The 14,435-nt window shown below is 71.1% G+C and carries 11 protein-coding genes and 1 tRNA gene; 10 read left to right on the top strand and 2 right to left on the bottom strand.

From position 1 onward, the window contains the following. Positions 1-141 precede the first annotated feature (141 nt). From topA to IQ210_RS08845, 5 genes are all read left to right on the top strand, one after another. Positions 142-2,967: a type I DNA topoisomerase gene (gene topA, locus IQ210_RS08865; protein WP_194078340.1), complete on the top strand. Its 2,826-nt coding sequence runs from the start codon at positions 142-144 to the stop codon at positions 2,965-2,967. A 146-nt stretch (positions 2,968-3,113) separates the two neighbouring features. After that, positions 3,114-6,452 (top strand): dTMP kinase, encoded by a 3,339-nt coding sequence (gene tmk / locus IQ210_RS08860; protein WP_194078339.1) that lies wholly within the window; start codon positions 3,114-3,116, stop codon positions 6,450-6,452. An 89-nt stretch (positions 6,453-6,541) separates the two neighbouring features. Further along, entirely contained in the window at positions 6,542-7,747 is a 1,206-nt protein-coding gene (locus IQ210_RS08855) for a DNA polymerase III subunit delta' (protein ID WP_194078338.1), read from the top strand. A gap of 94 nt (positions 7,748-7,841) precedes the next feature. Further along, positions 7,842-9,455: an alpha/beta hydrolase gene (locus IQ210_RS08850; protein ID WP_194078337.1), complete on the top strand. Its 1,614-nt coding sequence runs from the start codon at positions 7,842-7,844 to the stop codon at positions 9,453-9,455. 108 nt (positions 9,456-9,563) lie between these two features. Further along, positions 9,564-9,637: transfer RNA gene (locus tag IQ210_RS08845), tRNA-Thr, on the top strand. 94 nt (positions 9,638-9,731) lie between these two features. On the opposite strand, the gene IQ210_RS08840 is transcribed toward IQ210_RS08845, so the two are convergent. Then, a complete protein-coding gene (locus IQ210_RS08840) occupies positions 9,732-10,931 on the bottom strand; it encodes a tyrosine-type recombinase/integrase (RefSeq protein WP_194078336.1) in 1,200 nt (399 codons plus the stop codon). Beyond that, complete coding sequence (locus IQ210_RS08835) at positions 10,915-11,466, bottom strand: hypothetical protein (RefSeq protein ID WP_194078335.1); 552 nt, start codon at positions 11,464-11,466, stop codon at positions 10,915-10,917. Before IQ210_RS08835 ends, IQ210_RS08840 begins: the two co-directional genes overlap by 17 nt. A gap of 108 nt (positions 11,467-11,574) precedes the next feature. Here IQ210_RS08835 and IQ210_RS08830 point away from each other — a divergent pair, with 108 nt between their 5' ends. From IQ210_RS08830 to IQ210_RS08810, 5 genes are read left to right on the top strand one after another with little or no spacing between them, the layout of a single operon-like run. Beyond that, positions 11,575-11,781 carry a helix-turn-helix transcriptional regulator gene (locus IQ210_RS08830; protein ID WP_194078334.1) on the top strand — a complete coding sequence of 69 codons (207 nt, stop codon included), beginning with the start codon at positions 11,575-11,577 and terminating at the stop codon, positions 11,779-11,781. Further along, positions 11,778-12,230, top strand: a complete 453-nt coding sequence (locus IQ210_RS08825; RefSeq protein ID WP_228047409.1) for a hypothetical protein — start codon at positions 11,778-11,780, stop codon at positions 12,228-12,230. Before IQ210_RS08830 ends, IQ210_RS08825 begins: the two co-directional genes overlap by 4 nt. Then, positions 12,227-13,630 carry an AAA family ATPase gene (locus tag IQ210_RS08820; protein WP_194078333.1) on the top strand — a complete coding sequence of 468 codons (1,404 nt, stop codon included), beginning with the start codon at positions 12,227-12,229 and terminating at the stop codon, positions 13,628-13,630. Before IQ210_RS08825 ends, IQ210_RS08820 begins: the two co-directional genes overlap by 4 nt. Beyond that, positions 13,627-13,920, top strand: a complete 294-nt coding sequence (locus IQ210_RS08815) for a hypothetical protein (protein ID WP_194078332.1) — start codon at positions 13,627-13,629, stop codon at positions 13,918-13,920. The genes IQ210_RS08820 and IQ210_RS08815 overlap by 4 nt, the downstream gene beginning before the upstream one ends. Then, on the top strand, positions 13,917-14,198 hold the full coding sequence (locus IQ210_RS08810; RefSeq protein WP_194078331.1) for a hypothetical protein: 282 nt from the start codon (positions 13,917-13,919) through the stop codon (positions 14,196-14,198). The genes IQ210_RS08815 and IQ210_RS08810 overlap by 4 nt, the downstream gene beginning before the upstream one ends. Positions 14,199-14,435: the final 237 nt, after the last annotated feature.

The raw sequence follows: 14,435 nt of genomic DNA, 5'->3' as shown, positions 1-14,435 counted from the left end.
GTTACCGTTCGAGTGGCCGTTGCGGGCTTTTCCCGTTTGACACGGGGGCGGGATGTACCGTCACACTCCGCAGCGTCACCATGACCCGACCCCGGGGACCGCCTGGGGAGGCCCCAGCGTCGACCGGAGAGAAGAGCGAAGTTGTCCCCGACCAGCGAGACCGCACACGGCGGCCGCCGACTCGTCATCGTCGAGTCGCCAGCCAAGGCGAAGACGATCAAGGGCTATCTCGGCCCTGGTTACGTCGTCGAGGCGAGCGTCGGGCACATCCGCGACCTCCCCAACGGCGCCGCGGAGGTGCCGGAGAAGTACACCGGCGAGGTGCGCCGCCTCGGTGTGGACGTAGAACATGACTTCGAGCCGATCTATGTCGTCAACGCCGACAAGAGGGCCCAGGTCAAGAAGCTCAAGGACCTGCTGAAGGACTCCGACGAGCTCTTCCTCGCCACCGATGAGGACCGCGAGGGCGAGGCCATCGCGTGGCACCTCCTGGAGGTGCTGAAGCCCAAGGTCCCGGTCAAGCGCATGGTGTTCCACGAGATCACCAAGGACGCGATCCGGGCCGCCGTCGCCAACCCGCGCGACCTCAACCAGCGCATGGTCGACGCCCAGGAGACCCGCCGCATCCTCGACCGCCTCTACGGCTACGAGGTCTCGCCGGTCCTGTGGAAGAAGGTCATGCCGCGCCTTTCGGCGGGCCGTGTCCAGTCCGTCGCCACGCGTCTCGTCGTCGAGCGGGAGCGCGAGCGCATCGCCTTCCGCTCCGCCGAGTACTGGGACCTGACCGGCACCTTCGGCACCGGCCGCGCCGGTGACCCGAGCGATCCGTCGACGCTGGTCGCCCGACTCCAGACGGTCGACGGCAAGCGCGTCGCGCAGGGCCGCGACTTCGACTCCCTGGGGCAGATCAAGGGCGCCAACACCCTTCACCTCGACGAGGCCAACGCCCGCGCGCTGGCCGCCGCGCTGGAGAACACGGACTTCGCGGTCCGGTCCGTCGAGTCCAAGCCGTACCGCCGCTCGCCGTACGCCCCGTTCCGTACGACGACCCTCCAGCAGGAGGCCAGCCGCAAGCTCGGCTTCGGCGCGAAGGCGACCATGCAGGTCGCCCAGAAGCTGTACGAGAACGGCTACATCACGTACATGCGTACGGACTCCACGACGCTCAGCGACACCGCTGTCGCCGCGGCCCGCGCGCAGGTCACGCAGCTGTACGGCGCCGACTATCTGCCGTCCGCGCCGCGGACGTACGCCGGGAAGGTCAAGAACGCGCAGGAGGCGCACGAGGCGATCCGCCCCTCGGGTGATCGTTTCCGCACGCCCGCCGAGACCGGTCTGACCGGCGACCAGTTCAAGCTGTACGAGCTGATCTGGAAGCGGACCGTCGCCTCCCAGATGAAGGACGCGACCGGCAACTCCGTCACCGTCAAGATCGGTGGCACCGCCGCCGACGGCCGGGACGTCGAGTTCAGCGCGTCCGGCAAGACGATCACCTTCCACGGCTTCCTCAAGGCCTACGTCGAGGGCGCCGACGACCCGAACGCCGAGCTGGACGACCGCGAGCGCCGGCTGCCGCAGGTCAGCGAGGGCGACCGGCTCTCCGCCGAGGAGATCACGGTCGACGGGCACGCCACCAAGCCCCCGGCCCGCTACACCGAGGCCAGCCTGGTCAAGGAGCTCGAAGAGCGCGAGATCGGCCGCCCGTCGACGTACGCGTCGATCATCGGCACCATCCTCGACCGCGGCTATGTCTTCAAGAAGGGCACGGCACTCGTCCCGTCCTTCCTGTCCTTCGCCGTGGTCAACCTCCTGGAGAAGCACTTCGGGCGGCTCGTCGACTACGACTTCACCGCCAAGATGGAGGACGACCTCGACCGCATCGCCCGCGGTGAGGCGCAGTCCGTGCCGTGGCTGAAGCGGTTCTACTTCGGCGAGGGCACCCCGGAGAGCGGTGGCGCGGCCGAGGCCGGCAACGGCGACGGGGACCACCTCGGCGGCCTCAAGGAGCTGGTGACCGACCTGGGCGCGATCGACGCGCGCGAGGTGTCGTCGTTCCCGGTGGGCAACGGCATCGTGCTCCGCGTCGGCCGCTACGGCCCGTACATCGAGCGCGGCGAGAAGGACGCGGAGGGCCACCAGCGGGCCGACGTCCCCGACGACCTCGCGCCCGACGAGCTGTCCGTCGAGTACGCCGAGGAGCTGCTCGCCAAGCCGAGCGGCGACTTCGAGCTCGGCGCCGACCCGGTCAGCGGCAACCAGATCATCGCCCGCGCCGGCCGCTACGGCCCGTACGTCACCGAGGTGCTCCCCGAGGGCACCCCGAAGACCGGCAAGAACGCCGTGAAGCCGCGGACGGCCTCGCTGTTCAAGTCGATGTCCCTGGACACGGTGACGCTGGAGGACGCCCTCAAGCTGATGTCGCTGCCGCGCGTGGTGGGCGCCGACGCCGAGGGCCAGGAGATCACCGCGCAGAACGGGCGCTACGGGCCGTACCTGAAGAAGGGCACGGACTCGCGCTCGCTCACCTCCGAGGACCAGCTCTTCACGATCACCCTCGAAGAGGCGCTCGCGATCTACGCCCAGCCCAAGCAGCGCGGCCGGGCCGCCGCCAAGCCGCCGCTGAAGGAGCTCGGCACCGACCCGGTCAGCGAGAAGCCGGTCGTGGTCAAGGACGGCCGCTTCGGGCCGTACGTCACCGACGGGGAGACCAACGCGACCCTGCGCTCCGGCGACAGCGTCGAGGACATCACCCCCGAGCGCGGCTACGAACTCCTCGCCGAGAAGCGGGCGAAGGGCCCCGCCAAGAAGACGGCGAAGAAGGCTCCGGCCAAGAAGGCCGCCGCGAAGAAGGCCACCCCGGCCAAGAAGACGGCCGCCAAGAAGACCGCCGCGAAGAAGACGACGACGGCCGCGAAGAAGACCACCGCGAAGAAGGCGGCGGCTTCGAAGACGGCGTCGGAGGACTGAGACCGGCGGCACCAGAGGCTCTTTTCGGCCCTGTTGCTCCACTGAGGCTTCGCAAAGCGAACGCCCCGGCATCACTTTGGTGTCGGGGCGTGCGCACGTTCGGACGGGCGCCACGGGCTGTCGGTGCTGCCCGATAGGCTGAAAGCATGACGCGAGCCGAGCAGCCAACGGCCCACCACCCGGCCCCCGACGACGCCCTTGCCGCGGACGCCCGCGAGCGCGCCGTCCGCGCCCTGCTGCGCCAACCACAGCTGAAGAGGCTGTGGAGTGCCCAGCTGGTCGGCGGTGTCGGCGACGCCCTCGCCCTTCTGGTCGTGGTCGTCCTCGCCCTCCAGGCGGCGATCGCCGAGGGCTCCTTCGGGGGTGGGTACCGAGGGGTGGCGTTCGCAGTGGCGACCGTCTTCGGCGTGCGCATCCTGGCCACGCTGCTGTTCGGCGCGGTGCTCCTCGGCCCGCTGACGTCCCTCACCTCGCAGGAGGGGCCGCTCGACCGCCGCTGGACCATGGTCGGCGCGGACGGGGTGCGGGCGGCGCTGCTGATCGTCGCGCCCCTGTGGATCGACTGGACGCCTCAGAACGCGCTGGCGATGCTCCTGGTGACGGCCTTCGTCACCGGAGTCGCCGAGCGCTTCTGGTCGGTGTGCCGCGAGAGCGCGGCGCCCGCCCTGCTCCCGGCCCCGCCGCCGGAGGGCGCGACGGTACGACCGCTGCCGGACCACCTGGACGCGCTGCGCCGCCTGTCGCTGCGTACGGGCTTCGTGGCGATCCCGCTTGCTGCTGCCGCGCTCGTCACCGCCGCGCTCGTCAACAACCTGCTGGGCGCCGGGATCGAGTGGTTCGACCAGCATCAGGCCGCCCTCGCCTCGTATGTCGCGGCCGGTCTGTTCGCCGCGTCGCTGTCCGTGCTGACCTTCCTGGAACTGCCTGACACCCGCACCCCGCGCGCGCGTTCGCCGCTGGAGGGCCTGCGCCGCCCCAAGACGGGCACCGGCGTCGACAAGGGCCGCACCGGTGTGCTGCCGCTGCTGGTCCTCGCCTGCGCCGCCGTCGCGGGCGCGGTCTCCGCGGCCGTCGCCGTGTCCGTGCTGCACGCCAAGGACCTGGGCGGCGGGCCGGTGACGTACGGCCTGCTGGTGCTCGCGCTGACCGGCGGGGTCGTCGTCGGCATCCGTACGGCGCCCAAGGTGCTGGTCTCGCTCTCGCGCCGCCGACTGCTCGCGCTGGCGATCGCCTTCACCGGCGTCGCCCTGCTGGCCGCGGGCCTGGTCCCGGACGTCACCACCGTTCTGCTGATCGTCGCGCTCGCCGGCATCGGCGCGGGCGTGGCCGCCAACACCGGGCACGCGCTGCTCGACCAGGAGACCGAGGACTACCGCCGCCCGCGCACGACCGAGCATCTGCACGCGGTCGTACGGGTGTTCGTGGCGCTCGGCGCGGTCATCGCCCCGCTGATCGCCGCGCTGATCGGGCCGCACCGGCTGGAGAGCGGCAAGTTCGTCTTCGCGCACGGCGGGGCGGCGTTCACGCTGATGCTGGTCGGCGCGCTGCTGCTGCCGGTGGCCGCGCTGGTGCTCGCCAAGGTCGACGACCGCTCCGGAGTGCCGCTGCGGCACGACCTGCGGGACGCGCTGCTCGGCGGCGACGACCCGGTGACGGCGCCCATGGCGACCGGCTTCTTCATCGCCCTGGAGGGCGGCGACGGCGCCGGGAAGTCCACCCAGGCCGAGGCGCTCGCCGAGTGGATAAGGGCCAAGGGGCACGAGGTCGTGGTCACGCGCGAGCCGGGCGCGACGCCGGTCGGCAAGCGGCTGCGGTCGATCCTGCTGGACGTGTCGAGCGCCGGGCTGTCCCACCGCGCGGAGGCGCTGCTGTACGCGGCGGACCGCGCGGAGCACGTGGACACCGTCGTCCGGCCCGCCCTGGAGCGCGGCGCGGTCGTCATTTCCGACCGGTACATCGACTCGTCGGTGGCCTACCAGGGCGCGGGCCGTGACCTGTCGCCGACCGAGATCGCCCGCATCAACCGCTGGGCCACGGACGGGCTGGTCCCGCATCTGACGGTCCTGCTCGACGTCTCCCCGGAGATCGCCCGGGAGCGGTTCACCGAGGCGCCCGACCGGCTGGAGTCGGAGCCGGCGGAGTTCCACGCGCGCGTGCGCTCCGGGTTCCTGACGCTCGCCGCGGCCGACCCCGGCCGGTACCTGGTGGTCGACGCGGGCCAGGAGCCCGAGGCCGTCACCACCGTCGTACGGCACCGGCTCGACCAGATGCTGCCGCTCTCCGAGCAGGAGATCCGCGAGCAGGAGGAGGCCCGCCGCAAGGCCGAGGAGGAAGCGCGCCGCAAGGCCGAGGAAGAGGCCGCGCGCAAGGCCGAGGAAGAGCGGCTGGAGCGGGAGCGCCAGGAGCAGCTGGAGCGGCTGCGCGCCGAGGAGGAGGAGCGCAAGCGGCGCGAGCTGGAGGAGGCGCAGCGGCGCGAGGCCGAACGGCAGGCGGAGGAGGCCCGGCTGCGGGCCGAGGAAGCGCGTAAGCGGGCCGAGGAGGAGCGGCAGCGGCTGCTCGCCGAGGAGAAGGCCCGCGCGGAGGAAGAGGCCCGCCGCAAGGCCGACGAGGAGCGGCGGCGCAAGCAGGCCGAGGAGGAGGCGCGGCTGCACGCCGAGGCCGAGGCGCGGCGCGTCGAGAAGCAGCGCAAGGCCGAGGAGGCGTTGCTGCGGGCCGAGGAGGCGCGGCGGCTCGCCGAGCAGGCGTCCGCGGCGGCCGAGGCGGGCCCGAAGAAGCCGACGCCGCCCGCGGTGGCCCCGGACGCGGCGACTGTGCCCACGCCGGTGGTGACGCCGACGAACGCGTCGGGCGGGCCGGTGGAGGAGACGGCTGTGCTGCGGAAGGTGTCCGACGGGGGCTCCGAGGGGGCGGATGCCGGTGAGGGGCGGGGGTCCGAGAGGCGTGCGGCTGAGGGGCGTGGCTCTGAAGGGCGTGGCTCCGGTGGGCGTGCGGCTGAGGGGCGTGGTTCTGAGGGGCGGGTTCCTGACAATGAGGTGACCGCCGAGCTGCCCAAGCCTCCGCAGGCTTCGGCCGCTGACGAGACAGCGGTGCTGCCTCCGGTCGTGCCGGGTGCAGCGGACGAGACGGCGGTGCTGCCGCCGGTTGCGCCGGGGGCCGCTGACGAGACCGCCGTGTTGCCGCCTGTCGCGCCGGGGGCCGCTGACGAGACGGCCGTGTTGCCACCCGTGCCGGGGGAGGCTCCCGCGGACCGGGTGCCGCCTGGGTTCTTCCGGGAGGAGCAGGCGCGGCCCGACGGAGCCGAGGACCGTACGCGCGAGATGCCTCAGGTCGACGAGACCGGGGCGCCACGGCGGCGGGCCCGGTCGGACTGGGCCGAGGAGACTCCGTTGGACGATCTGCCGTCGCTGGCGGACGAGTTGCTGGGCCCGCGGGACCGGGACGGCGACGACTTCGGCGACGGGCGTGGCCGGGGGCGTCGGGGCTGACGCCGCCGTGGCTGCGGGGCGGCGTTGTCAGTGCTGCCCCGCACAATGGAGGCCGTACCCCCGACCATGACGAAAGGGCGGCGTGAGGCATGACCGTCTGGGACGACCTCGTCGGACAGGAGAAGGTGAGTGAGCAGCTGACGGCTGCCGCTCGGGATGCCGACGCGTTCGTCACCGCCGCCGCTTCCGACGCGCCGCCGCCCGCCGCGTCGAAGATGACGCACGCGTGGCTGTTCACCGGCCCGCCGGGAGCCGGGCGGACACAGACCGCGCGGGCCTTCGCGGCGGCGCTGCAGTGTGTGAGCCCGGACCGGGCGCTCGGCGGGGTCCCCGGGTGCGGGTTCTGCGACGGGTGCCACACGGCCCTCGTCGGCACGCATGCCGACGTCACCACCGTCGCCGCCGTGGGCGCGCAGATCCTCGCCGACGACATGCGGGACACCGTCCGGAAGTCCTTCACGTCACCGGCGAACGGCCGCTGGCAGGTGATCCTCGTCGAGGACGCCGAGCGGTTGAACGAGAAGTCGGCGAACGCCGTGCTGAAGGCGGTCGAGGAGCCCGCCCCCCGCACGGTCTGGCTCCTGTGCGCCCCCTCCATCGAGGACGTCCTCCCCACCATCCGCTCCCGCTGCCGGCACCTCAACCTGCGGACGCCCTCCGTCGACGCCGTCGCCGACCTTCTCGTACGACGTGAAGGCATCGAGCCCGCCGTGGCGGCGTCCGTCGCCCGGGCCACGCAGGGGCATGTCGACCGCGCCCGCCGACTGGCCACCGACCCGGCCGCGCGGGAACGCAGGGCCGCGGTTCTGAAGCTCCCCCTGCGGGTGGACGACGTGGGCGGCTGCCTCAAGGCCGCGCAGGAACTCGTCGACGCCGCCGCCGAGGACGCCAAGCTGCTCGCCGAGGAGATGGACGGCAAGGAGACCGAGGAGCTGAAGGCGGCGCTGGGCGCGGCCCAGGGCGGACGGCTGCCGCGCGGCACGGCGGGCGTGATGAAGGACCTGGAGGACAAGCAGAAGCGCCGCAGAACCCGGACCCAGCGCGACAGCCTCGACGTCGCGCTGACCGACCTCACCGGCTTCTACCGCGACGTCCTCGCCCTCCAGCTCGGCTCGCGCGTGGCCATCGCCAACGCGGACGCGGAGGACGCCCTGGAGCGGCTCGCCCGCGGCAGCTCCCCGGAGGCCACGCTCCGCCGCATCGAGGCGATCGCCGCCTGCCGCGACGCCCTGGACCGCAATGTGGCGCCGCTGCTCGCGGTGGAGGCGATGACGATGGCGCTGCGAGCCGGCTGACCCGACGATCAACTGAGGGTTGACCAGGTAACTCGTACGAGCCGGATTGTGCACGGAGAGCGTTCATGTCGCTGCGCACAGTTACGCTCGCGTGATGCACATCAGGCGCAGTCCCCGCTCCGCAGACCCGCTCGCCCGGCCCCTTCGTCCACGCCGCCACCGGCGTACCCGCACCGGCGGTGCCGTGCTCGCCGTCGCCGCGCTGCTCGTCTCCGCCTGCTCCTCCGGAAGCGCGACGGGCTCGCCGAGCTCGGCCGCGGAGGCGGCGCTGGCCGCGCTGCCGAAGGCCACGCCGGCCGCGCTCACGTCGTACTACGAGCAAAAGCTGAGCTGGCACAGCTGCGGTGTCCCGGGCTTCCAGTGCGCCACGATGAGGGCGCCGCTCGACTACGACAAGCCGGACGCCGGTGACGTCCGCCTCGCCGTCGCCCGCAAGAAGGCCACCGGGTCCGGCAAGGCGCTCGGCTCGCTGCTGGTGAACCCGGGCGGGCCGGGCGGCTCGGCGGTCGGCTACCTCCAGGCGTACGCCGGGATCGGCTACCCGGCCGAGGTCCGCGCGCGGTACGACATGGTCGCGGTCGACCCGCGCGGCGTCGCCCGCAGCGAGCCCGTCGAGTGCCTCGGCGGTCGGGAGATGGACGCGTACACGCAGACCGACACGACACCCGACGACACGGAGGAGACCGACGAACTCGTCGCCGCGTACCAGAAGTTCGCGGAGGGCTGCGGGGCGCGGTCGCCCGAGCTGCTGCGCCATGTGTCCACCGCCGAGGCGGCCCGGGACATGGACATCCTGCGGGCCGCGCTGGGCGACGCGAAGCTGACGTATGTCGGGGCGTCGTACGGGACGTTCCTCGGGGCGACGTACGCGGGCCTGTTCCCGGACCGGGTCGGGCGGCTGGTCCTGGACGGCGCGATGGACCCGTCGCTGCCCGCCCGCCGGATGAACCTGGACCAGACGGCGGGGTTCGAGACGGCGTTCCAGTCGTTCGCGCGGGACTGTGTGCAGCAGCCGGACTGTCCGCTGGGGAAGCGGGCGGACCAGGTGGGGACCAGGCTGAAGGCGTTCTTCCGCAAGCTCGACGCGCACCCGATCCCCACCGGCGACGCGGACGGCCGCAAGCTCGGCGAGGCCCTCGCCACGACCGGTGTGATCGCGGCGATGTACGACGAGGGCGCCTGGGCACAGCTGCGCGAGGCGCTGGCGACAGCGATGAAGGAGAACGACGGCGCGGGACTGCTGTTCCTGTCGGACAGCTACTACGAGCGCGACGCCGACGCCCGCTACTCGAACCTGATGTTCGCCAACGCCGCCGTGAACTGCCTCGACCTCCCGCCGGCGTTCTCGACGCCGGACGAGGTGCGTGAGGCGCTCCCCGAGTTCGAGAAGGCGTCACCGGTCTTCGGCGAGGGCCTGGCCTGGGCCTCCCTGAACTGCGCGTACTGGCCGGTGCGGGCCACCGGCGAGCCGCACCGCATCGCCGCGCGCGGCACCGCCCCGATCGTCGTCGTCGGCACCACCCGCGACCCGGCGACCCCGTACCGCTGGGCCCGAGCCCTGGCCGCCCAGCTGACCTCTTCCCGGCTCCTCACCTACGAGGGCGACGGCCACACCGCCTACGGCCGCGGCAGCACCTGCATCGACTCCGCGATCGACACCTACCTCCTCCACGGGACGCCTCCGGCACAGGGCAAACGCTGCTCCTAGCCCCACCACCCAGCCCCGGAATGACCGCCTCCGGGGCTGGTGCGGAGCACCCCCGGAAACTGTGTAGACTTACCGACGTTGCTGATCGCACCATAGTGCGGACGGCGCGCCGCCTTAGCTCAGATGGCCAGAGCAACGCACTCGTAATGCGTAGGTCTCGGGTTCGAATCCCGAAGGCGGCTCAGCGATGAATCGGCTGGTCACAGGCCGTTTTCTGACTGCCCGTTCGGGGAGGATCCCGAGCGGGCAGTACGCATTTTGTACGCATGGTTTCGATCACGCCGCTTCCGTGAGAGACGCACGCAGCTTGGCCAGTGCGACACCTCGCCCTATGTCGAGAGCGTCCGCCACCTCGTCGAGTCGGTCCGGGAACAAGTGGCCGTAGATGTTCAGGGTCATGGACGCGTCCTTGTGTCCGAGCATCGTCTGTACGACCTTCACGTCCGCGCCCGCCGCGATGGCGAGCGAGGCGGCCGTGTGCCGCAGCTTGTGCGGTGTGATGCCCATGCCCTCGAGGCCTGCCGCCTTCACCGCGGGGTCGAACACCCTCGAGCGGAAGTTGGCGTAGCGCAGCGGGCCGCCCTCGGGGGCGGTGAACAGCAGCGCGTCAGCCTTCCGGCCGGTGCCCAGCTCGCCGAGCTCGTCCGCGAACGAGCGGGGGAGGGGCACCGAGCGCTTCTCGTGGTTCTTCACCGGCCCGAGCTCCAGGTGCCCAGACACGTCGGTGTAGTTCTGCACGATCCGCATGCGGCGCTGCGCGACCTGGAGGCGTCCCACCTTCACCGCGGACGCCTCGGCCCACCGGATGCCGCAGTACCCCAGGGTGAGGATCAGCAGCCGGTACGGGCCCGCGGCCTCGGCCAGCTGCTCCAGCTGGTCATAGGTGAGGTAGACGTGCTCGTCCTCGTCATCCGGGCGCGGCAGCTCGTGGTCGTGGCACGGGCTCAGTGAGACGCGCTTGGAGAACACCGCGTGCTTCATCACCATGGCCAGGACGCGGTACGCCTTGATGATGCGAGCCGCACCGATCGGCCGGCCCGACTTCCCCGGCCCGGTCTCCAGCTCGGTCAGCCACGCGTCGACGTCTTCCCACTGGACGGCCGCGACCTGCCAGTCGCCCCACTTGGGGATCACGTAGTTGTCGAGCAGGTCCCGGTAGTCCCGCTTCGTGGTCCGGCCGATCTTCCGCTTTGACGCGAACCACTCCTCGGCGACCACCTTCACGGCCGCCTTACCCGACCTGGGGTCCCGGTACGAACCCTTGTCGAGCCGCGCCGTGATGGCGTCTCGCTCGGCCTCGGCCTGCGGCAGCTTGCCGAACGTCTTCGCCTTCCCCTTGCCGTCGGGCCCGTACCAGCGGACCCGCCACCGGCCGAGGGGCTTCCGCTTGCTGCCCCTTCCCTTCGCGGACTGCCACTTCGCCATCGACTCCTGGTAGTCCGTGTGGGTGGAACGGTCCTCAATCCACACTCGCATTGGGCCCCCCTGTCTCCTTGTCTGCGACGGCCCGCTGGCGGGCGTCCTGCAACAGGATCAGCAACTCGTCGATCTCCCGGATCGCTTGCTCCGGGTCAGTGCGTGCCTCGGGCGCGATCCGGATCAGGCCGTACTCGCTCTCCGGGACCTCCCCATGAAAGTCACGGACGCTCCGCCCGAGCACGGGGTAGTAACCGCGGAACCACGCCCGCATGTCCCGCGCGGTCACCACGCTCGTGGGAGTGATCCGGTACTCGTCGTCGTCGGCCGCGTCTGGCGGGACCAGCAGATGCACTGGAGCCACATCAAGGGCCAGCGCCAGCGCGACAACCTCGTCCACTGTGACGAACCGGCGACGCCGGCCGCCTTCGTCGCGCCGCCCGTTGCCGATGTTGTACAGCGCCTGAGCCGTGAGCTCCTCGGCCCCGATTGCTGCGCACTGGTCCGCCAGCTGCTTCACCGTCCATCCGCGCTTCTTCCGTACCTGCTGAACGCGTTCCGCGACGACGTCGCTCACTGTGGATTCGCTAGTCACATCGACGAATGTAGTGGGCGCCTTGACTAATTGCAAGACGTTGCGGGAAGATCCGAGCAACAACCGATTCGACTACTTGGATAGTCGATTCAGCTAAGGATCGGTGGCATGACAGATCCGCTGCTAACGCCGAAGCAGGTGCAGGAGCAGTACGGCATTGCCGCGAAGACTCTGGCGAACTACCGGTGGCTAGGCATCGGGCCGGAGTACGTGAAGACCCACCCGGGCCAGTACGGCCGGGTGAAGTACCGCCGCAGCGCCATCGACGCGTGGCTCAACGACCAGACGGTCAAGCCCGGAGGCGCGGTCGCATGAGCGGAAACGATGAGACCCGCCAGGGGCTAACTGGCGGGTCTCAGGGAAACCTCGCGGCGGGCGAAGTCGCCGCCATGGTGACACAGTCGCCGGACGCCGTCGAACTGTGGGCAGCTGCTCGCATGGCGTTCTGCTCTGGCGACTTCCCGCAGTACGCCAGCGCCGAATGGATGGCGTTGCCGAGCGACGACCCCAGACGGTTCGCGGCGGCCCTCGAGGCCGCGGAGAAGTGGCGCAAGTACGGCGACGAGCAGGCTCTCTTGGATTGGTTCCGGGAGGCTCACCGGGCGCGGCCGTCCATCGCCGACCGCCGCACGCGCGCCGAGCTCGACTTGGCCGCGCACCGGCAGCCGCCCCGCGCCCTGGTGCCCACCCCCGGCTGGCCACCCATCGCTGTTCCGGGTCAGCCAGGCAGGCGCCTTGCGTACCCCAGAGAGAAGGCCGCGTGACGACGCTAGACCGTGCCCAGTTCTGCACCCACAACGTGGGTGGCCGGCCGTGCGATGCAGTGGCGGCACGCCACGAGGGCGGCCAGCTTGGGCACCCCTTCACGCCTCCGCGTAGCGCGCCTCCGGCCCCGGCCGCCGAGATGCCGCAGCGGCGCATCAAGCTGACCGCAGCGTCCGCCATCGCGCCCGAGCCGGTTATCTGGGCATGGGAGCCGGAGTCCGGTGAGGGCCGGATTCCGGCCGGGGCGCTCACGCTCGCCGCGGGCCGGGAAGGTACGGGCAAGTCCAGCTTCGGGATCTGGCTCGCCGCAAGGCTGTCCCGCGGCGAGCTCCCCGGAACCTTCTACGGTCAGCCGAAGAACGTCTTGTACGCGGCCGTTGAGGACTCCTGGTCTCGAACCCTCGTGCCGCGGCTGATTGCCGCTGGCGCCGACCTGGAGCGCGTATTCCGGGTCGACGCCGAGGACATGCTTCGCGGCGAGACGATGATCTCGCTGCCGTTGGACGTGTCCCTGATCGAGCAGGCCATCGCCGAACACGACGTCGCGGCCCTCATCGTCGACCCACTCATGTCGACGCTCGGCAGCAGCACCGACGCCCACCGCACCCAGGACGTGCGCCAGGCCCTGGAACCGCTTGTGCGGATGGCCGAGCGGACGAAGGCGCTCACGCTCGGCATCGCCCACTTCAACAAGGGCAACAGCACCGATCCCTCCCAACTCATCTCCGGGTCGGGCGCGTTCAAGGATCTCGCCCGCGCGGTGCTCGCGTTCGCCCGGGACCGCGAGACCGACGAGCAGGTCATGACCCAGACGAAGAACAGCCTCGGGCGCCTCGACCTCCCCTCGCTCGCGTACTGCATCGAGGGGTTCGATGTGCCGACGGCGAAGGGCACGGCCAACGTCGGGCGCTTGGTCTTCCTGGGCGTCTCCGAGCGCACGGTGGAAGACACCTTGTCGGCACCAGTGGACCGCGACGACGTCAGCGAGCGGGACGAGGCGGTCGCCTGGCTCACGGACTACCTCACCGACAACGGGGGCGAGGCGTCGGCCGGCGACGTTCTGAAGGCTGGCGAGAAGGACGGGTTCTCGAAGCGCACACTCCAGCGTGCTCGAGCAAAGGCCGGGGTTTCCTCCCAAAAATCCGCCTTCAACAAGGGATGGGTCTGGGTACTGAGCGTGACCGACCTCGCCGAAGGTGCCGCGAAGGTGCCGAAGGCGCCAGGCCCTACGGTGTTGGCGCCTTCGGCACCTTCGCTGTCACCTTCGCCATTGCGCTCACTGAGCGTAGTTGCTGATGTGGTGCTCTGCACGGTGTGTAAGACGCCCCTGGATCCCGTTCACTGCGCCTCTGGAGAGACCGCGCATCCCAACTGCGAACCTGCTCGGGAGGCATCGTGACGGCCCCACTGGACCCGCGTTCGCGTGAGGCGCGGCGTGACGTGATCGCGCTCGTGACTGCCTACGTGGCCATCGCCGACGACGAGGGCGCCCCACCGGCTGACGACCCGGTGCGGCTGCTGCTCGCGGAGGTGTGCGCTCAGGCGGAGTACGGGACGCCCTACCTCCTCGGTCTCATTGGTGCGCTGCTGACCGAGCTGGCGCAGAGCGAGGGGACTACGGCCCAGGAGCTGTGGCGCAAGCGGGCCCTCGCCCTGACCCTCGTCTACCCCGAAGGAGACAACCGGTGACCCAGCCCCCCAACGGCCGAGCCGAACTGGCCGGCGCCGTGGCCCTGCTGACTGCCACCCACCAGATGCTCGAAGGGGACCTCACGGGCCCGCAGTACGCGGCGATCGTGGATGACACCACTGCTGAGCTGTGGGCCGACAAGCCCGTCGACACCGTGCGCGCTGTCGCCTATATGGGGGTGCGCCTGGCCTGCCTGCTCGCCGCTCACACGGACACCGAAGTTGAGACCGTCCTCGGCTTCCTCGGCTCGGAAGTCGCCTCCCTGCCGCAGCCCTGAGACCGGCGGCCCGCGGACTCTCCCACGTCCGGGGGCCGCTGTGGCATCATGTGATCAACTCCTTCGTGAGTGATCTGTGATGGGTCGCAGAGCACAACAGAAGAGGCGGCACACGGCCGCCACCGGTACGCCGGAGCCCACGCCGGAGCCTGAAGTCGAGGCCACCACCTGGGCCACCACCTACCGGGATTGAGATTCGACGCCCCGCCGTTTCCGCGGGCTGCGTCGCCTTGTCCC

This window comes from Streptomyces justiciae, from assembly GCF_015163075.1.
Lineage (GTDB): Bacteria > Actinomycetota > Actinomycetes > Streptomycetales > Streptomycetaceae > Streptomyces > Streptomyces justiciae.
Note: the sequence above shows the minus strand (reverse complement) of the source record. Positions and strands in the feature narration are given on the sequence as shown.